We start from the raw sequence: 20,347 nt of genomic DNA, 5'->3' as shown, positions 1-20,347 counted from the left end.
GGTCTTCTATCCTAAATAAGTCGCTAGCGTGGCAACCAACAACAAAGCTGGTTGCGCATTGTTTATGGTGATAACCGAGTCGGTTTGCTTTACCGGTTATCGTTACCCTTGATCATTACCAAGCATCGGCAAATCAAGCTGGCTTTCGGCAGCCGCTTGTTTGGCAATATCGTAACCTGCGTCGGCGTGACGCATGACGCCGGTGCCTGGGTCGTTCCAAAGCACTCGGCCTAAACGTGCGGCCGCTGCGTCGGTGCCATCAGCGACGATAACGACGCCAGAATGCTGCGAATAACCCATACCAACGCCACCACCGTGATGCAATGACACCCAGGTGGCACCGCCAGCGGTATTCAGCAAGGCGTTCAATAATGGCCAATCGGACACTGCATCGGAGCCATCGAGCATGGCTTCAGTTTCCCGGTTCGGGCTCGCCACCGAGCCTGAGTCGAGGTGATCGCGACCAATCACGATAGGCGCTTTTAACTCACCGTTCTTGACCATTTCATTAAAGGCTAGGCCCAAGCGATGGCGATCTTTCAAACCAACCCAACAAATACGCGCCGGTAAACCTTGGAAAGCAATACGCTCACGAGCCATGTCTAGCCAGTTATGCAAGTGCGGGTCGTCCGGAATCAGCTCTTTCACTTTCTGATCGGTCTTATATATATCTTCAGGGTCACCAGACAGCGCAACCCAGCGGAACGGGCCAATGCCTTGGCAGAACAAAGGGCGAATGTAAGCAGGCACAAAACCTGGGAAGTCGAAGGCGTTGGTTACGCCCACATCTTTTGCCATTTGCCGGATGTTATTGCCATAATCGAGCACCGCCGCCCCACGTTGTTGGAATGCGAGCATGGCTTGCACTTGCACGGCCATCGACTGCTTCGCCGCGGCAACCACTTCTTGCGGCGCGCTTTCGCGCTTCGCAGCCGCTTCAGCCATGGTCCAGCCTTGTGGCAAATAGCCATTCAATGGGTCGTGCGCTGACGTTTGGTCGGTCACCACGTCTGGCGTGACTCCGCGATTAACAAGTTCTGCATACACATCAGCCGCATTTGCTAATAAGCCCACCGAGACCGCGCGACCTTCTTGCTTGGCACGTTCTAAACGGGCTAACGCGTCATCTAAGTCGGTGGCTTTTTCGTCGACATAGCGCGTGCGTAAACGAAAGTCGATGCGGCTCTCGTCCACTTCACACGCCAACATGCTGAAACCTGCCATGGTCGCTGCTAATGGCTGAGCGCCACCCATACCACCGAGGCCACCGGTCAGTATCCATTTACCGCTCGCATCGCCATTGAAATGCTGTCGTGCCACCGCACCAAAGGTTTCATAGGTACCTTGCACGATGCCTTGCGAACCAATATAAATCCACGAACCAGCGGTCATTTGGCCGTACATCATCAGGCCTTTTTTATCGAGTTCGTTAAAATGGTCCCAGTTCGCCCACTCAGGCACCAGATTCGAGTTGGCAATCAGCACCCGCGGTGCATCGGCGTGAGTGGGGAAAACTCCGACCGGCTTGCCACTTTGCACCAGCAAGGTTTGGTTGTCTTCGAGGCGGTCGAGCACTTCTACTATTTTGTCGAAACACTCCCAGCTTCGTGCTGCACGACCAATGCCGCCATACACCACAAGACCTTGCGGGTGTTCAGCAACGTCTGGGTCGAGGTTGTTCATGAGCATGCGTTTGGCAGCTTCCGTCTGCCAACTCTTTGCGGTCTTTTCGCTACCGATGGCGGCACGTACCACACGACTTTCATCAATTCGGGTAAAACTCATCACTGCATCTCCAATCCTGGATAATTAATCGTTACGACGACGGGTCGCTTTAAATGTCATATGACCGCCAAGGCGGAAACGGCTACCTGGGTGCGTCAAGGTCGCTTGACTGACCACCCCATCGCGACAGCTGGTTCGCCGTTGAATTTGCAAGCAAGGCTCAGATTCTGCCAGTCCTAACCATTTTATTTGTTCGCGAGTCGGCGATACCGCCTCAATCAAGTGGCTTGCTTCCGTGAGTGGTGTCACCTCACAAAGATATTCATGCGGTGTCATCACAGTAAAATCTTGATCTAAATAGTTCGGCACTAAGAGCGGATTAACAAAGCGATCCTCAACCTGTACGGCTTGGTCGTTTTCAAAATGAGTAATCACGGACCGCAAAAGCTGGGTATCGGCCGGAACTTGTAATGCCGTTGCCAGGTGAGCAGGTGCAACGACTTGCTCGAGCAATTGCACAACCGCACGATGCGTATGACCACGCAGTTCGATTTCGTCGCGAATATTGCGAATGGTGAGCAATGCCGATTGTGATTTTAATGGTGCCACAAAGGTTCCGGAGCCGCGGGTGCGAGTCACTAGGCCTTCGTCGGCTAATTCTTGCAAGGCTCGTCGCGCAGTCATACGACTGACATTAAATTGCTCAGCAAGCACATTCTCTGAGCTCACCGGATGATATTCGGGCCAGTCACCTGACTCGATTTTGCGGTAGATAAACTCTTTTATATGGGCAAACTTTGCCATAGCCGCACCTTGTGTAATTTGAAAAGCTTGTTATGATATGTTGTATATACATTAGCAAATCTCACGGCAAAAACACAATTCTTTTTGTTGGCCGTGGGCTCAATCTCTCTCACGCACAACAAGGGTAACGCTATGAAGTCGTTTGTCATTCACTCCGTTCATGCAGCGTGCATGACCGCCAATGACCTTGGTTTGCAAGCTAACGCTGCAGTTGCCATTGAAAATGGACAGATTGCGTGGGTGGGTTCTACAACGTCATTGCCAGACCGTTTTCGCAGTTGGGAACAATACGATGGTGAGGGCAAATTACTGACTCCAAGTTTGACTGACTGTCACACCCATTTGGTTTGGGCGGGTTCACGAGCCGGTGAGTTCCGTCAACGTCTGCATGGCGCCAGCTACGCCGACATCGCCGCCCAAGGTGGTGGCATTCTAAGCACTGTCAAAGCCACCCGAGCGGCAACGGAAAACGAGCTATTTGCCGCCAGTTTACCGCGGGCACAAGCGCTGCTGAGTCAGGGTGTGGGTCACATTGAAATCAAGTCGGGCTATGGATTAAGTCTGGTTGATGAGCTCAAACAACTGCGTGTTGCTCGCCGTATCGGTGCCCAACTGCCATTAAAAGTGACCACCACGCTGTTAGCCGCGCATGCCTTACCGCCTGAGTTCAAAGACGACGCGGACGGCTATATCGAACATATCATTGCTGACATTCTACCTGCTGCAGTAGATCAGGGCTTAGCGGAGGCCGTTGACGTTTTTTGTGAGAACATCGGTTTCACTCGCGCCCAAACCGAGCGGGTTTTTCAGGCTGCGCAAGCGCATGGTCTACCGGTGAAATTGCATGCCGAACAGCTCAGTGACCAAGATGGCAGTGCCCTGGTTGCACACTATCAAGGCTTGTCTGCGGATCACCTCGAGTATTTATCGGAGTCAGGAATTCGTGCCATGGCTGCCGCAGGAACCGTTGCGGTGTTGCTACCGGGAGCCTTCTATTTCCTGCGAGAAACGAAGCTGCCGCCAATCGATTTATTGCGCCAGCATGGTGTTCCAATTGCTATCGCAACTGACGCCAATCCAGGCTCATCACCGTTAGTGCAACTGCCATTAATGATGCACTTGGCCTGTAGCCTGTTTCGCTTAACACCAGAAGAGGCATGGCTTGGTGTCACTCGTCATGCTGCCGCCGCACTCGGTGACCAAGGCCAAGGCACAATCGCCGTGGGTCAGCGCGCTGACCTAGCTTTATGGAACTTGTCAGCGCCTGAAGAGATTTGTTATGAGTTCGGTATTAACCCGCTTCACTCACTGTGGATTGCGGGCAATCAAGTAAGTTAAGACTAACTCACTAAGCAATTGACCGGCTGCTCGGGTACCGGTTTCGAAACCCGCGGGGTGGCAACTCGGCGCAGCTTCAGCAAGGTGCAAATAGCGAACTTGCGGTAACGCTGCAAGTTCGCGTACGAATGAGCAGGCCTCATCAAAATTAACCCCAGTGAAGTTTAATGCGCTCGCTGGTGCTTGCATAATCGCATCGACATCGAGCTCAATACCGAACGGTAACGCCCATTCAACCACACTGCGAACGACCGACGGCATGACTTTACGCATACTTAGCTGCTGTAACTGTTGCGCCCGAATATAACCGAAGCCTGCATCGTCCAATTGGTCAAGAGTGGCTTTAGAGTTCTTCGCTTCATGCAAACCCACCACTTGATAATGTGCCAGAACCCCTTGATGGTGAGCATAACTAAAGCCATTACCACTATGCCGGCCTTCAAGCGGGCGAAAGTCTGAGTGCGGGTCTAAATTTACCGCCGCAACCTGACTCGCTTGCGCGCTAGCAAGCCCTTGTAACAGTGGCAACGCGTTATTATGTCCGCCGCCGATTAAAATTACTTCATAACCATGGGCAAAGAGTTGCTGAACGACGGCTTGAACGCGAGTGTCCAGCTGCTGACACAACTGCCGCAATTCGCCTAATTGGCTTGCCTCCGCTGGGTTTAACTCGAGGCTCGCAGCTTGTAAATCGGCACAGTCGACGCTACCCGCTAATACCAATTGCGTGAGCGGCAAACGTCCTGAGTCTTGCATGTTCAAAAACTGCTGTAAAAACGCCTGCCAGCCTTGTTCTGCACCACCCCGCCCTAAATTAGCCCGTGGTCCAATCGATTCAGGCACACCAAGTAAGGCAATCGGTCGGGCGCTAGGGGTGTGCTCCAGCTTAGTTGCTGCCACCGCCTGCAATGCTTCGTCAGTCAGCGCTGCAAGCACGGTTAACGATTCACCAATACGGGTTTCGCCGGCTCGGGTATGTAAAAAATTGGCAACCACAGTGGGTTGCCAATAGGTATTCAATGTCGTCATAGTGCGCTTTACTCGATGTCGAGTGGCTCTGGCGATAAAATCACGCCGGTGCTGTCAGCATAGATGTGATCTTCCGGTAGGAACGTGACACCACCAAAGTTTACGGCAATATCCGCCTCGCCAACACATTCTGCTGGGGCACCCACTGGAATCGATGCGATTGCTTGAATGCCGATGTCGAGATCTTCGAGTGCATCAACATCACGAACACAGCCGTAACAGATAATTCCTTCCCAATCATTTTCCAACGCAAGCTCGGCAATGCCGATATCGATAATTGCTCGGCGCAGTGAGCCGCCACCGTCAACCAACAGCACTTTGCCCGCACCTGGTTGTTCGAGCGCTTGCTCAATTAAGCCCTTGTCTTCGTGGCACTTCACGGTTACCACCTGGCCTCCAAATGAGGTGCGGCCGCCATAGTTAACGAACATCGGTTCAACCACATCGATCTGATCGGCATATAAGTCGCATAGTTCCGAGGTGTTATATTCCATGACTCTTGCTCCTGCGCAATTTGGAATGAATAAGGTGTTCTCACGCTGAGTATAAACCTTTCCGACCAGAGGAGGAAGTTTCACGGCCAAAAGGCCTTGAATCCGCGTAATCTTATGTCGCATACTGAGTGTAAAGTAATCGAATAGGTTGTCCATGCCTACAAATCAGTACCCATACTCCGAGCGCCGTTCACCGATCAGTCGGCGTCTTTCAACACGCCTGCTTTTGCGCATTGGGCTTTGGTCGCTCATTGTTGTTGCCATGGTGGCCGCTGCCGGTTTCTATATTGCCTACCACCAAGCCAAAAAGAACCAAAAACAAGAACTACTTACACAGATCAACAACCAAGTTCAATATGAGTCTCGCACTTTGCGCGACGCCGTTGCTTCGGCTGAAATTTTACGTGACTCGTTCTTACAGCGTTATCAGCAATACGCCGATTTCAGTGAATTAGCGACGAAATTTGACCAACGACACGAAGAAACCGAACCGGGGACGTGGCGCTTAAAGCCCGAATTTTACCATGGTACCTTGGTTGAACCTGAGTTTTATCAGCATATTAGTACCTTTATCGGCCCCGGCGAACGGCCGCTTAGCGACGAGTTGAAAGCGCGGATTATCATCAGCCAACAAGTTCTCAATGAACGTGCACCAGCGTGGGATAGGCGCTGGGCAAACAGTCATTTTTCCATGCCAGAGAACGTGCTTGTACAGTATTCCTCGGAGCACCCATGGGGCTTGCTAGCCGCCCATGATTTGGTGATGACCGATTACAGCGTCGTCCGCTCAACCTTACAGCAGTTTAATCCGCAACGACGACCGCTATGGACCGGGTTATATTATGATCTTTCCGCCGATTATTGGACCATCACCTACCAACTACCGGTTGACCTGAATGGCCGTCATCTGGTTAATGCCAGTCACGACATTCCTTTAAAGCAATTAGTTAGCGGTTTAGTCCGCTCGAATCACGACCAAATCCAGCATTTTGTTTTTGGCGAGTCGGGCCAATTGATTGCTTCGGCGGAATCTCTTAGTGCCGATTATCAACAAGCTGGAATATTAGATATTCATAAGCTGACAAATCCGCAATACAAGCAAATTTTTGCGCAGCTCGAGCCGGCATTTGTCCAGCAACGCCGCGTCGTTCTGCCCAATGCCATTCCCGGACAGCTATTGATTGCCCAGCCTCTAGAGGTTGCTGACTGGTGGTACGTCACTCTTTACCCTTATGCCGAAATTCAACGTGCCGCTTTGACCACGCCTCTAGCCATCAGCTTGTCTGCAATCGTCTTATTGCTAGCCATTCTTGGCATTGTTTCAGTTTTCGTGAACCGCTTCGTAGCCGACCCATTACAACGCCTCGCCCACCTTGCTGAACTGATCGGGAATAAGCAATACGATGCAGTGATTCGTAGTCCGCTGTTGTCTGAAGATATACGCAGCGAAGTCGGCCAACTAATTCGTTCGTTTCGCGCGATGGCACAGCGCCTGCTTGAGAATCAGAACAACTTAGAGAAGCTGGTTGATGACCGCACCAAAGAGCTAGAACGAGCCAACCGCCGGCTCGCACAAGTGAATCAAAAACTCGATCAAATGGCGCATTTCGACGGCTTGACCAATTTATGGAATCGACGTGCCTTTGACCGTGATCTTCGGATGGAGTTGCAGTCTGAAAATTCAGGTCATCTCGCGCTGGCATTAGGTGACCTAGATAAATTTAAAGCCTTCAACGATCGTTATGGCCACATCGCGGGCGATGACGTATTACAACGAGTTGCGAAGGCTTTGGAAGCCACAAGCTATGGCCGAGTCTACCGCTATGGTGGCGAGGAAATTGCGGTGCTGATTCCAGCTGACAATCATGCTGAAGCGCAGCTGCAAGCAGAAGCACTATGCCAAGCCGTGCGCAACTTAGCTATCGAGCACCAGGACGCTGAGCGAGGCGTGCTCACGATTAGCTTTGGTGTGGTGCAGCTTGATCCAAACCAAGATGCCAACGACAACATTACACGTGCTGATGAACTGCTCTATCAGGCGAAAAAGAACGGTGGCGACGGTTGTCTGGTCGCGGGTGAGCCGTTGTGACGAGGTTTTAAGGAACACAAAGAAAAGGGCAGTTGCCTGCCCTTTGTTATTCCAATTCTGCTACATAAGCAATCGATTTTTAAAGAATAAACCGGCTTAAGTCTTCGTCGGCAGCTAAGTCATTCAGATATTGATTGACGTAATCACGGTCGATTGTTAGCTCAGTACCTTCCATATCCGAAGCTTTAAACGATACTTCTTCCATTAGGCGCTCAAGCACGGTATGTAAGCGACGCGCACCAATGTTTTCAGTTTTTTCGTTCACTTGCCAAGCAATTTCCGCAATACGACGAATGCCATCTTCGGTAAAGCTGATACCGACACCTTCGGTTGCCATAAGCGCTTTGTATTGCACCGTTAATGACGCACTCGGTTCAGTCAAAATGCGGACAAAGTCTTCAGTCGTCAGCGCTTTCAAGTTCACCCGGATTGGCAAGCGGCCTTGTAACTCAGGGATCAAGTCCGATGGCTTGGCAATTTGGAATGCGCCCGACGCAATAAACAGAATATGATCGGTTTTGACCATGCCGTGCTTGGTGCTTACAGTCGTGCCTTCGACCAGTGGCAGCAAGTCGCGTTGTACACCTTCACGAGACACATCTGGACCGCTACTTTCGCCGCGCTTACAGATTTTGTCGATCTCATCGAGGAAAACAATGCCGTTCTGCTCGACCGCATGAATGGCTTTTTCCTTAATTTCCTCAGGATTCACCATCTTTGCAGCTTCTTCTTCAATCAGCTGTTTAAACGCGTCTTTGATTTTCAGTTTACGCTTCTTGGTTTTGTTATTACCAAGATTTTGGAACATGCTTTGCAGCTGCGAGGTCATTTCTTCCATGCCCGGTGGTGCCATAATTTCAACACCCATGGCTGGCATCGAAATCTCAATCTCGATTTCTTTGTCGTCAAGCTTGCCTTCGCGCAGCTTCTTACGGAACATCTGCCGTGTGCTATTCGCTTCCTCGTCCTGCTGTGGCTCGTCACCCCAATTGCGTTTCGGCTTTGGCAGCAAGGTATCAAGAATCCGCTCTTCGGCCGCATCTTCAGCACGGTGACGTAAGCGCGCCATTTCTTGCTCGCGCATCATTTTCACAGCTGTGTCAGTGAGGTCGCGAACAATCGAGTCAACTTCCTTACCCACATAGCCGACTTCGGTAAACTTGGTCGCTTCAATTTTAATAAACGGTGCATTGGCGAGCTTGGCCAAACGACGGGCAATTTCGGTTTTACCAACACCGGTTGGACCGATCATTAAGATGTTCTTCGGCGTCACTTCATGTCGCAAGTCATCGTCCAACTGCATCCGGCGCCAGCGGTTACGCAGGGCTACAGCAACCGCACGTTTTGCGTCTTGCTGACCAATAATATGACGATTGAGCTCGTCGACAATTTCCCGGGGGGTCATATTTGACATGCTTACTCCTTGGTAACAGCTGGCTCAGCGTCAAGCACTTCGATAGTCTGGAAATTATTCGTGTAAACACAAATATCGCCGGCAATCGTGAGAGCTTTCTCAACGATGGTCGGGGCGTCTAATTCGGTATTTTCAAGCAAGGCACGGGCAGCGCTCTGGGCAAAGGCGCCACCAGAGCCGATCGCGATCAGGTCTTCTTCCGGCTGCACCACATCACCGTTACCGGTAATGATCAGTGAGGTTGTTTTGTCGGCGACGGCGAGCAGCGCTTCAAGTTTGCGCAGCATACGATCCGTCCGCCAATCTTTGGCGAGTTCGACCGCTGCTTTGGTTAGATGACCTTGATGCTGTTCGAGTTTCGCTTCGAAGCGCTCGAACAAGGTGAATGCGTCTGCGGTGCCACCGGCAAAGCCTGCTAAAACTTTACCATGGTATAAACGGCGGACTTTCTTGGCGTTGCCTTTCATGACGGTATTACCAAGTGATACTTGGCCATCACCGCCGATGGCGACTTTGTCACCGCGACGCACTGAAACGATTGTGGTCATATCCTTTCCTCTTTCTCGGTTATACACGCTAGATGAGGTCAGCGCGTTGAGAATTCAAGAGGAAAGGTAGATGAAGGAATAAATTTGCCGGTGTTAGTCGAGATTCCAGAGCCAGATTTGGCAACCATAAATGCCCGAGCGTTGCAGCTGATTGTTCACGCGCTGCGCTTCGCGAAGGTTCTCGAATGGCCCCAGAATGACCCGATACCAACGACCATTGCTACCATGTGATTCGCGTACTTGCGATTCGAACCCATGCATGGCAATTCGCGCTCGCAAGTTATCCGCATCACCGAACTGACGGAATGAACCACATTGCATTAAACGACGACGCGACTCGGCTGATTCCGGAACGTCGACTTCGACTTGCTTGTTTTCTAGATCGGAAATATAGCCCCAGCGTTCCTGTGGTACTTCTGGCAGTGGATCGAGTTGCGGCGCCACTACGGTCGGTGTTGCTGATTCGGAGCTGCCAGAACTTACGCTAGGAATGACTTCTTCGCCACCATTACGCAGGAACCACAAAAAAGCCGTGAATACAGCGATAACCAGAATCAGCAGAAACACCACCTTAAACGGCGCCGACTGCTGCGACTGATTCTTTTTGCGCACAGCGCCCTTGCGTGGGCTACTTTTGCGCGTGGGCTTCTTTTTTGGATTGCCGCGCTTTGCGTAATCAACTGCCATAGACTTGTTTTACATCCGCTCTAATGTAGGAATACCTAGCAAACCAAGACCTTGCTCTAAAATTCGGGCGGTCAACGCGGCTAGCTTTAGGCGACTCTGCTGCAATGCTTGGTCGTCACTGTTGAGAATTGGGCAGGCCTCGTAAAACGACGAGAAAGAGCCGGCCAATTCAAACAAGTAACCACATAAGAAGTGCGGCATCCCTTTGTTGCCAACCGAGGCAATAATTTCTGGGAACTGAGCAATTTTGCCAGCTAAGGCTTCGTCTTGCTCCGTCGCTAAAATAAACTCACCCGAGACTTCTGAGGGCTTTAAGCCCGCCTTCTGGAATAAGCTATTCACTCGCGTGTTGGCGTACAACAAGTAAGGTGCTGTGTTGCCTTCAAAGCTCAGCATCGTATCCCAGTCAAAGACATAATCTGAGGTACGGTTCTTCGAAAGGTCCGCATATTTGACTGACGAAATACCCACGACCTTGGCAATATGAGCTTGCTCATCCGCCGTCAGATCATGATTCTTGCTGGCAATAAGTTCTGCAGCACGACGCTCTGACTCGTCGAGCAAATCGGCTAACTTCGTCACGCCACCATCACGGCTTTTGTATGGTCGACCGTCTTTGCCCAACACCATACCGAAGCCAAGGTGCTCAAGACTGACTGAGTCATCGGCATATCCGGCCTTCCGGCATAGAGTGAAAATTTGCTGGAAGTGCAACGACTGGCGCGCATCAACCACATAAATCACCCGGCTGGCATTTAATGTGCCGGTACGGTAGCGCACCGCTGCCAAGTCGGTGGTGGCATATAAAAAGCCACCATCTTTCTTTTGCACGATAATCGGTAACGGCTCGTCTTCTTTGCCTTTAAATTCTTCTAAGAAGACACATTGGGCGCCTTGGTCTTCAACTAACAGACCTTTCTCTCGAAGGTCCGTAACCACTTGCGACAAATCGTCGTTGTAGGCTGATTCGGCCATGACGTCGTCGCGCACAAGCTGCACGCCGAGACGGTCATAAACTTCTTGGCAATGGGCCAACGAGGTATCGATAAACTGTTGCCAAAGCTTCTGGCAATGCTCATCACCACTTTGTAATTTCACAACGAGACTTCGTGCACGGTCGGCGAAGCCTTCTTCCACATCGAAGCGCTGCTTCGCTGCCTTATAAAACGTTTCTAAGTCTGACAAAGCAAACTCTGGGCTGTCACCGTCTTGCAGTTGGTCTTCCATGTGGGCTAATAACATGCCGAACTGGGTTCCCCAGTCGCCCACGTGGTTCTGACGAATAACCTTATGACCTTGTAGGCTTAAGGTACGCGCTACCGCGTCGCCGATAATGGTCGAGCGCAAGTGACCCACGTGCATTTCTTTGGCAAGGTTCGGTGACGAGTAGTCAATGACAACGGTTTGCGGTTGTTCAGCAGCTTGCACACCACAGCGTTCGTCCGCCCAAGCCTGATTGAGCTGAGCAATGAGCTGTCCTTGATCAAGCGTAAAGTTAATAAAGCCAGGACCAGCGATGTCTGTTTTGGCAATGACATTGTTCTCTGGCAACGCCGCAATAATCGCTTCCGCCAAAGCCCGTGGATTCAGTTTTGCTGGCTTTGCGAGCATCAAGGCAAGATTGGTCGCAAAGTCGCCATGACTTTTGTCACGTGGACGATCTAGTTGCACACGCGGCTCTAGCTCAACCGGCAAGGTCCCTTCTGCTTTAAGGGTGTCAATGGCACTTTGGAGTAACGCTTCAATCTGCTGCTTCATTCGCTTGGGTAACCTTTCAAACTTAAGAGATTAAGAACTGCTTTGATTTTACCAGACGGGTTTCAGTTGTTTGCACTTCAAGTACGACACGTTCAGAATCGATACATGAATGTACGCAGGCAACGGCTCCCGCTCATCGAGCTACGACCCGCTAGTTTAATCGTTCAGCGCCTTAAAAAAAACCGCTGAATACCCCTAACTGTCGAATTTAACACTTTAACTGAAATCTTGTGGATCAATGTCGAGTGACCAACGTGCTTTTCGAGTTTCCGGCAGGCTCTCTAAGGTCGGTAACCAGGCATGCAATGTACGCTGCAACAACCCGCGTTCGCTTGCGTGTAAGAGCAACTGAAAACGATGGCGACCGGCACGACGAGCTAGCACCGCTGGCATCGGTCCAATCACTGCAACGTCAGTCTGTTGTTCTAAACAATTGGCCATGGCCTGTAACAAAGCTTCGGCGGCGTTGGCGTCAACCGCTTCCGCGCGCAACAAGGCCATTGCAGCATAAGGTGGTAGCATCGCTTGTTCACGCTCATTCAGCGCACTCGTCGCGAAGTCTTGATAGCCGTTGTTCACTAGCTCTTGAATGAGCGGGTGCTCTGGTAAGTGGGTTTGCAGCACCACCGTGCCTTTTTTCTGCGCCCGACCGGCACGACCGGCTACCTGCACATAAAGTTGCGCAAGTCGTTCGGCAGCCCTGAAATCACTGCTATACAAAGCACCGTCAACATCCAGCAAAGCAACTAAGGTCACATCCGGGAAGTGATGTCCTTTGGCGAGCATTTGGGTGCCGAGGAGAATTTTATATTCACCACGGCCAACTGCCTTCAAATAGTCTTCTAACTGGCCTTTGCGACGTGTACTGTCGCGGTCTATACGCAAGGCTGGTGCATCGGGAAATAATTTCTGAATGGTTTCTTCCAGTTGCTCGGTGCCAAGTCCACGGGTGATCAGTTGCGTACTGCCACAACCACCGCATTGACGCGGAATTCGCCGTTGTGCGCCACAATGGTGGCATTGCAGCGAATGACTTTGTTGGTGCACGGTCATATTAGCTTGGCAACGCTGGCATTCACTAACCCAAGCACACTCATGGCAAATGAGCGCACTTGCATAACCACGACGATTCAAGAAGAGTAGGACTTGGTTACCCGCATCGAGGTGCTTGCGCATCAGCGCAATCAGCTGCTCACTTAAACCTTGCTGCAAGCGCTGCTGCTTCAAGTCCACCAAGATATTCTTCACTGGCTGCGCCGAGCCCGCTCGTTGCGACAGTTGCAGCAATTGATAACGACCGGCTTTGGCATTGGCCAGGGACTCAAGTGACGGTGTGGCCGAGCCAAGAATTACATTGAAGCCCTCGGTATGAGCACGTTTAATGGCCAAGTCGCGGGCGTTATAACGAAAACCGTCTTGCTGCTTAAAGCTGGCGTCATGTTCTTCGTCGATAATTAGCAGACCTGGGTTCGCTAACGGCGTAAAAATTGCCGACCGCGTGCCAAGAATGATGGCGGCATGACCATCACGCGCTTGCAACCAAGCCGACAAGCGTTCCTGATCGCTCAGCCCGGAATGCAAAACCACTACCGGTGCTTGAAAACGAGCCCGGAAACGTTGCACGGTTTGCGGCGTTAAGCCGATTTCCGGCACCATGACAAGTACCTGCTGACCACGTTGCAAGACGCCTTGCATGACTTGCAGGTAAACTTCTGTTTTGCCACTGCCAGTCACGCCTTCAAGTAACCAAGTTTGCTGTGCTTCAGCTTGCATCCCCGCGTGAATAGCAGCGACCGCAACGGCCTGTTCTGGGTTTAGCGGATGTGGCTCTTCGGCAAGCTCAGGTGTCCAAGCGCTGAACGCAGGCGCAACTAACGTCTCTTCAATGAGTCCTTTTTCTTTCAGCGCTTTCACTGCTGCTGGGCGCACATCGTGCTGCGCTAAATCACTCACGGCTAACGCTTCGCGGCGCAATTGGGCAATTAAACGCTGTTGCTGCGGAGCGCGACTCAATTCAGTCAGCTCAACGGCCATGCCAGCTGCGGTTAATTTTAATTGTTTCGTGTATTGGTAACTGGGCGGTTGCCCTTGTCGCAAAGCAACTGGTGCCGCATGTGCCAGTACTTCGCCGAGCGGATGATGATAATAACGCGCCGCCCAGTCGAGCAAATGCCACAGCGACTCCGACCATAATGGCATCGGATCGGTGACGCTTAACAGTGGCTTAAGTTGTGTCACTGCAACGCTAGGCTCCTGATTTGTGGCGACCACAAAACCAACTAATTGACGGTTACCAAATGGCACCACCACGCGAGCCCCGATGCTCGGCTGGGGAAGATTGTCAGGCAGCAGATAGTCGAACACTCGTCGCATGGGTACAGGCAAAGCGACCTGCACAATATTCATGCTGGCTTCATCCATCTCAATTTCTGTTGCTGCTTGCTGCGGTGATTTGCCTTGGCTCACAGCACCCACCCAACACACTCAAACATGATGCTCACGGGGAATCCTAAAAAATGACTTGGCCTTATGCTAGCAAATCTTTGCCGAGAAAAGATCGACAAATACGCCCGAACAGAAAAAACCGCCCATACCCCTTGATCTTGCTTGATCGCTGGTCACTAGTGGGGTAGAATTTGCGGCCTTAATTTTAGATTAAGCGCATATTATTTAAACAGCGCATGGTGTTCGTGGAAAGCACGGATGGCGATGCGGCCTTCAACTGAGGTAACCCCTATGAAACAAGGTATTCATCCAGATTACAAAGCCGTAAAAGTCTCTTGCTCTTGCGGTAACGTGTTTGAAACTCGCTCTACTAAGTGTGAAGATTTCCACATCGACGTATGTTCAGAGTGTCACCCGTTCTACACCGGTAAGCAGAAAGTACTAGACACTGGTGGCCGTGTAGACCGCTTCAAGCAGCGTTTCGGTTCATTGAAGTCTAAGTAAGCTTACGCTGAGAGATTTCAAATAAAAAAGCGCCTTCGGGCGCTTTTTTAACGCCCTCAAGGTAAGTAAGCACTCACTCAAGAATACCTTTTCGAGCCGCTAAGCGAATCAATTCAGCGGTGTTTTCGACCTGCATTTTCTTCAAGATACGACCACGATGATTCTCAGCTGTCTTATGCGACATGTCGAGCAGCTGTGCGATATCTTTGGTTGTATGACCTGCGATCACAAGGAAGAAGACTTCGCGCTCGCGACGGGTTAGGGGCGCGAGGACATTGGTATTGTCACCCGGTTGGTCTACTTCCTTCTGCAATGACTGCAGGAGAACATCGGGGAAAAATGTCTTGCCGCGATTAATGGCGCGAATGGCTTGGGCTAGTTGGTCGGTTGACGACTCTTTCAGTAAATAGCCTTTGGCGCCAGCCCGGTGTAATGCATGCATATATTCTATTTCGTCGTGCATAGTCAAAACTAAAACTTTGGTTTCACTGCGCTGCTGCAGAACACGGTCAATGGCCACCAAACCATTCATTTTGGGCATTGAAATGTCCATTAGCACGACGTCGGGGTTATGCCTGACCACGGCCTGCATGAGTGCCACCCCATCTTCACATTCACAAACGACATCAAACTCTTCATGCTGCCGCAGCATTTGTACAATACCCTGACGAACGAGTGTGTGGTCATCAGCAACCACTAATCTTATTTTTTGTTCTGTAAAACTCATAAAGGTACCAAGACACTGACATGGCAACCGCCACCAGGTCGACTATTAATTTCAAAATCTGCAGAGAATGCCGCAGCTCGGTCACGCATACTCGACAGACCGACTCCCTGCACAACTTTGCTACTGTCGAAGCCACTGCCATCGTCAATAACATCAAGTCGCAAGGTATTCCCAGCTCGACTCACATAGACACTGATAAGGGACGCATTTGCGTGCCGAACAGCATTCGTAAGCGCTTCTTGCGCGATGCGAAAAAGAAGTATCGCAGATGCTGAGTCCGGTTCGGCATCAAGGTCAATTTCAACCTTAGTTTGGATAGAGGAGGATTCACATAACGTTCGTACCAACCACTGTAACGCTGCTGCTAAGCCTAAGTCATCTAATATGCGAGGACGCATCAGGCGTGACAATTGACGAACGTCAGCGAGCGCTTGTGTAGCAATGAGCATGATGTCAGGGTCCAATGCACCCGCATCTGCAGCCGCTTGAATCCTGCGTGTCAGTGCAGTTAACAGTTGACCTAGGCCATCATGTAGCTCTTGCGATAAGCGCGCGCGTTCAGCCTCCTGTTGACTCCATAAGCGTTGCGCGAGATCGCGCAGGGTGTCCTGCTCCTGATGTAATAGCTCGCGTAGCTCGATTTGACTGCGTCGGAGCGCTCGAATCTCCTCCTCGATGGAGTGTTTCATGTCTCTCATAGATTCGTTGGTACGCCTCAATTTGGTCTGGAGTCATAGATTCATAAAGCTGCTCGCGCAACTCTTGCGCCCGCGCTTGTGCACTTTCGCTTGTTAAAATCGCATAATATAAATGATTTCTCCAGTGCTCTGGATGAATTTGTAACATCCGTTGCAATTGTTCCGAGGCTTGCTCCGAACCAAAGTGCAGCGCTTTCAAGTATTGGCTATGCATGTATTCGCGATACAGGGTCGGCCGCACGAGCTCATCAACCCTTTGCCACTGCCAACTATCGGCAGGCAGTCGCTGTAATTCTAATAGCGATAGTAGCACTTTTAATTCAGTTTGAACCGGCAGGAGCTGCTTGCGAAAACGAGACCAAAATGCGGCGATTTCAGAGGAGCTGCTTTCCTGCGACATTAAGGAAATAGTCGACTGTAACCATTCGACAAGCGTTGTGTGTTCCGCCGACATCACACTTTCATACTCTTCTAACCGTCCAAGTCGTTCGTGTACGCAGTTAATATCGGCAAGATACATACACATTTCAGCGCCCCAAATCTCTGTTTCTATTTGTCCGCGCATATCGCCGATATCATGCGATAGTCGAGAAACTTCCTCATTATTATCGAAAGCTGTGCGGATACTACCAAGGAAAAAGTTTCGATGGCTTAACAAGTATTGTGCCATTAGATTTTCCGCTGGGCGCTTTTGCTCCGCTCTTTGAAGCACCTCGCTCAAATGTGACGTCGCCTGAGCAAAATCACCACGGCTTAATCCTAAGTGAGCCAAGTTAAGCTTTGTGCGCAAAATGCCAGTTTCATCACCTGTCCGATTAAACAGAGTGAGAGCCTGATTCCAGAATACATCAGACTGACTAAAATCAGCCATTAAAAAGTGCATGTAGGCCACATTGCTGATGGTTTCAGCTTGCTGCATGGTACTGCCTGTCTGCAAATGTAAGTCGAGAGCATTGCGATAATGAACCAGCGCTTCCCGATAACGCCCTTGTTCTTCGAGTAGCACGCCCCACTCATTCTCGACCTGTGCCAAACCAGAGCGATCTGCATTCATTTGAAAGATGTCGAGTGCTTCAGCCAGTGCAGCCTCGGCTTCTTCATAACGGCCAAGCACACCAAATACGCTAGCCAGATTCGCCAAAGAGACCGCTCGCCCTGAAGGGTCGCGTGTGAAAGTGCGTAATTGCAAGGCGTCTTGTAGGTAACGGATGGCGTTATCTGGGTCGGCCAAGCGTATATAGGCCACCCCAAAAGCGTTTAATACCGTCCCTTGTCCGCGTAAGTCTTCCTGTTGCCGATAACGAATTAATGCCTGAGTTAACTCATTATCGAGCGCTTGTTGAATATTACCTTGAATAATTCTCAACCGAGCTAGTTGGAACCACCGCTCACCAGAGCTAGGGTCAATCGCTAAAGCTTGCTGATATTGTGCAATGGCAGTGTCAAAATCATCTTGCCAAATGGCTAATTCCGCACGACGGTCCATTAACGAAGGTCGCCCAGGAAACAGTTCTTGTAAGCGGTTGGTCACAATAATAGCCGTTTCAACGTCGCCATTAATTTCGGCTTGCAAAGCTCGGCCTTCTAAATACCAATAATCATCATCCTGAGATAGCTCATACAGACGTTCTAGCTGTTCCCGTGCCCGCTGCATATCGCCAAGATTGACCGCAAGGCGAGCGCCCGCGAGCCAGCCGCCCGGAAAATCAGGCCACTCTTCTTGGAGCGATTGAACCACGCTTTCTGCCTCGGCTGCCCGTCCTTCACGGAGTGCCGTTAACACCGGTTCAACCCGTTGCAACTCTTCTGGACGCACCGAAGAGCTGCGCGTCGGTAGCGCCAACTGGCTATTTAAGTGTGCAAAAAGCTGTTCAACCGTTTGGCCTAGGCCATTCGAGCCGATGGTACCTTGAAAGGCGCCAAACAATCGATTGCCCGGCATCTCCGCCATGAGCATTTGCAAACGCGGCTCTTCTTGGCCCATGAGTTCATTACTCTGTAATAACACCAGAACATCCGCATTTAGCAGTTGGGCAATTCGCAACCGATGATCCTGCTGTCGAAACGGCCTTAATCCGAGGTTGCGCATAAGCGTGTCAACGCGCTCTTGTTCAATAACATCAATGCCACTCTGGGTGATTAAGTTGAGCTGTAATAACTCGGCGACACCGCTCAGCAGGGCGTCATCCGGCTGGTACACAACTGCTATCCGTGTTGTCTTTTGTGCCGTCGCTTGCAGCGGCTGTTCTTCGATATTCGGCTGCAGTAAAAAGGCATAGGTTACGGCCAAGATCAGTGCGAAACCAACTGCGGCCGCAATACCGATCCGTCGCTGCGGGTGTTTTGCTAAGCGTTCTTGGGCTGCTTGTACGGTAATTCGCTGATAAACCAACGGTTTACTCAATTGCCGAGCAAGACGCAAGCGATCGAGTCGCCAGATTAGATCGCCAAAGTGCCATGCACGAACGTTTGCTGCTGCCACTAAGTCTGCGATTAAGCGCCCACTACTGTAACTGTCGGTGAGAATATTGCGCTTACCAAGCTGAGTCACTTCCGGCGCTTTGTAACCGTCGCTGCCGGCAAAATCACGGTTACTTTGCTCGCCAATGTGACCAATACCGAAATCGAGCAACACCAGGTTGCCACGCTCATCGATGAGGATATTCTCCGGTTTTACATCGGCATGGGTTATATCGAGTGAATGACAGGCTTCCAAAGCCTGCAGTAGCTGTCGACTCCAAGTTTCTGCTTGCAGTCGAGTAATACCTTCGTGGAGATATTCTGCGAGACTACGGCCTTCTATCAGGCCCATGGTAAGAAACACCCAGTCACCGTCGCGATAAAACTCGAACACACGCACGATATTCGGATGGTTGAGTTCGCGGGCGACCAGTACTTCTTGGCGTAATCGTTGGACTTGTTCAAAGTCGAGGGCGTGTTGCGGCGCGATCAGCTTAATGGCAATTTCGGTACCGAGGATTTCATCGCGGGCGGCATACACGTGCGCTTGACCACCAATACCGACAGGTTGAACGATACGGAAGCGACCGGCGAGCACAGTACCATTTGGTAACTGTTTGCCAGCACTTAACGCTGCCGTAAGCTGTCCACTCAATCGCTGCGGATTGTCCTCTCGGGTGGTCACAAATTATCTCCAATAGAGCTTATTTTTATCCATTAAGGATACAGCCCTTCAGTAGCTTTATGCAAAGCTAACTGTTAATAATTTGTCGAATTCTGTCGCAATGTCAACTTACTTGAAGTTGCTGCAAACGAACCTCGATGTCTTGGATCTGTAAAGCCATCGATAACTGTCGTGAAAACGACCTTACGATGGCGAGATCGGTATCGAGGAAAGCACGGTGTTCCGCTTGGCTGTCAGCGTAAAGCACCGCGACAACGTCGTGGCCAACGATGACAGGAAACACCAAGAGGGCTTGGATGTGATTTTTAATAATACTCGCCGCTTGCGCGAGCTCAGCGTGATTATGTACCGCTGCTAAAACGACTGGCTCTTGCGAATCGACGGCGTGTTGAATCGCAGTACGGCTACCACTAAACGTCTGTCCGCCGAGCCATTCTGGATAACCCGAACAATGGGAAATATCCCCTTGAGCATCCAAGAAGATCACTGCAGCACGGTCACTCGATAAAATCGTAGTGAGCGTATCACTAGCGTTCTGGAGCAGATTATTCAGCGATGTTTCCCGTAACATGTTTTCTGCAGCGGCATTCAAGTAGCGTTGGCGCCACTGACGGAAACTACTTTCGGCAGTAATTTGTCGATGCTCAACGAGTTCCATGCGACATTGAACGGGACCCAGCGTGACGTCGGCCAAGCGCGCTAATGCAATTGAATTAACACGCTGGCCATTTTGAAAACAACCGTTTTGGCTGTTGTGATCTTGTAGCTGCCACACGCCATTGCGGGCGCTTATGCGAGCGTGGTAACGCGATACCGACGGATCGTCGAGCACGATATCACAGTCGTCTGAGCGACCGAGCAAGTATTCTTTGCCTTCAAACAACACATGGTTTTGTGCTGGCTTGTTGGCATAACGAAGTTGCAGGCGAAGTGGCATGGTGA

Annotated in this window: 16 protein-coding genes; 3 read left to right on the top strand and 13 right to left on the bottom strand. The window is 50.9% G+C overall.

Annotation, left to right across the window (positions count from 1 at the left end):
- Positions 1-102: 102 nt before the first annotated feature.
- Together hutU and hutC are read right to left on the bottom strand one after the other, a co-directional pair.
- A complete protein-coding gene (gene hutU / locus CWE06_RS09780; protein WP_126793605.1) occupies positions 103-1,785 on the bottom strand; it encodes a urocanate hydratase in 1,683 nt (560 codons plus the stop codon).
- Between the two features lie 24 nt (positions 1,786-1,809).
- A complete protein-coding gene (gene hutC / locus CWE06_RS09775) occupies positions 1,810-2,529 on the bottom strand; it encodes a histidine utilization repressor (RefSeq protein ID WP_126793603.1) in 720 nt (239 codons plus the stop codon).
- Positions 2,530-2,661: 132 nt separating this feature from the next.
- Here hutC and hutI point away from each other — a divergent pair, with 132 nt between their 5' ends.
- A complete protein-coding gene (gene hutI, locus CWE06_RS09770) occupies positions 2,662-3,867 on the top strand; it encodes an imidazolonepropionase (RefSeq protein WP_126793601.1) in 1,206 nt (401 codons plus the stop codon).
- On the opposite strand, the gene CWE06_RS09765 is transcribed toward hutI, so the two are convergent.
- A complete protein-coding gene (locus tag CWE06_RS09765; RefSeq protein WP_126793599.1) occupies positions 3,835-4,896 on the bottom strand; it encodes a formimidoylglutamase in 1,062 nt (353 codons plus the stop codon). The genes hutI and CWE06_RS09765 overlap by 33 nt on opposite strands.
- An 8-nt stretch (positions 4,897-4,904) precedes the next feature.
- On the bottom strand, positions 4,905-5,390 hold the full coding sequence (gene rraA, locus CWE06_RS09760; RefSeq protein WP_126793597.1) for a ribonuclease E activity regulator RraA: 486 nt from the start codon (positions 5,388-5,390) through the stop codon (positions 4,905-4,907).
- A 154-nt stretch (positions 5,391-5,544) separates the two neighbouring features.
- Here rraA and CWE06_RS09755 point away from each other — a divergent pair, with 154 nt between their 5' ends.
- Positions 5,545-7,479, top strand: a complete 1,935-nt coding sequence (locus tag CWE06_RS09755) for a GGDEF domain-containing protein (protein WP_126793595.1) — start codon at positions 5,545-5,547, stop codon at positions 7,477-7,479.
- Positions 7,480-7,558: 79 nt separating this feature from the next.
- On the opposite strand, the gene hslU is transcribed toward CWE06_RS09755, so the two are convergent.
- The 5 genes from hslU to priA all read right to left on the bottom strand — a co-directional run bounded on the left by hslU (position 7,559) and on the right by priA (position 14,292).
- Positions 7,559-8,893 carry an HslU--HslV peptidase ATPase subunit gene (gene hslU / locus CWE06_RS09750; protein ID WP_126793593.1) on the bottom strand — a complete coding sequence of 445 codons (1,335 nt, stop codon included), beginning with the start codon at positions 8,891-8,893 and terminating at the stop codon, positions 7,559-7,561.
- Between the two features lie 2 nt (positions 8,894-8,895).
- Positions 8,896-9,441 carry an ATP-dependent protease subunit HslV gene (gene hslV, locus CWE06_RS09745; RefSeq protein ID WP_126793591.1) on the bottom strand — a complete coding sequence of 182 codons (546 nt, stop codon included), beginning with the start codon at positions 9,439-9,441 and terminating at the stop codon, positions 8,896-8,898.
- 93 nt (positions 9,442-9,534) lie between these two features.
- Complete coding sequence (locus tag CWE06_RS09740) at positions 9,535-10,128, bottom strand: SPOR domain-containing protein (RefSeq protein WP_126793589.1); 594 nt, start codon at positions 10,126-10,128, stop codon at positions 9,535-9,537.
- A 9-nt stretch (positions 10,129-10,137) separates the two neighbouring features.
- Positions 10,138-11,886: an arginine--tRNA ligase gene (argS, locus tag CWE06_RS09735; protein ID WP_126793587.1), complete on the bottom strand. Its 1,749-nt coding sequence runs from the start codon at positions 11,884-11,886 to the stop codon at positions 10,138-10,140.
- Between the two features lie 216 nt (positions 11,887-12,102).
- Complete coding sequence (gene priA / locus CWE06_RS09730; protein ID WP_126793727.1) at positions 12,103-14,292, bottom strand: primosomal protein N'; 2,190 nt, start codon at positions 14,290-14,292, stop codon at positions 12,103-12,105.
- A gap of 330 nt (positions 14,293-14,622) precedes the next feature.
- Here priA and rpmE point away from each other — a divergent pair, with 330 nt between their 5' ends.
- Positions 14,623-14,835, top strand: a complete 213-nt coding sequence (gene rpmE / locus CWE06_RS09725) for a 50S ribosomal protein L31 (RefSeq protein ID WP_126793585.1) — start codon at positions 14,623-14,625, stop codon at positions 14,833-14,835.
- A gap of 73 nt (positions 14,836-14,908) precedes the next feature.
- Here rpmE and CWE06_RS09720 read toward each other — a convergent pair whose 3' ends face one another.
- From CWE06_RS09720 to CWE06_RS09705, 4 genes are all read right to left on the bottom strand, one after another.
- Complete coding sequence (locus CWE06_RS09720; RefSeq protein WP_126793583.1) at positions 14,909-15,562, bottom strand: response regulator; 654 nt, start codon at positions 15,560-15,562, stop codon at positions 14,909-14,911.
- Positions 15,559-16,164 carry a sensor histidine kinase gene (locus CWE06_RS09715; protein WP_275065577.1) on the bottom strand — a complete coding sequence of 202 codons (606 nt, stop codon included), beginning with the start codon at positions 16,162-16,164 and terminating at the stop codon, positions 15,559-15,561. Before CWE06_RS09715 ends, CWE06_RS09720 begins: the two co-directional genes overlap by 4 nt.
- The gene (locus CWE06_RS12545; protein ID WP_126793580.1) at positions 16,121-19,405 is read right to left on the bottom strand and encodes a protein kinase domain-containing protein; all 3,285 of its coding nucleotides are present in this window, start codon (positions 19,403-19,405) and stop codon (positions 16,121-16,123) included. The genes CWE06_RS09715 and CWE06_RS12545 overlap by 44 nt, the downstream gene beginning before the upstream one ends.
- A 103-nt stretch (positions 19,406-19,508) precedes the next feature.
- Positions 19,509-20,342 (bottom strand): FHA domain-containing protein, encoded by an 834-nt coding sequence (locus CWE06_RS09705; protein WP_126793578.1) that lies wholly within the window; start codon positions 20,340-20,342, stop codon positions 19,509-19,511.
- Between the last annotated feature and the right edge of the window lie 5 nt (positions 20,343-20,347).

Source organism: Aliidiomarina haloalkalitolerans (assembly GCF_003987315.1).
Classification (GTDB): Bacteria; Pseudomonadota; Gammaproteobacteria; order Enterobacterales; family Alteromonadaceae; genus Aliidiomarina; species Aliidiomarina haloalkalitolerans.
The sequence above is the reverse complement of the archived record's forward strand: the minus strand, read 5'-3'. Positions and strand labels throughout refer to the sequence as shown.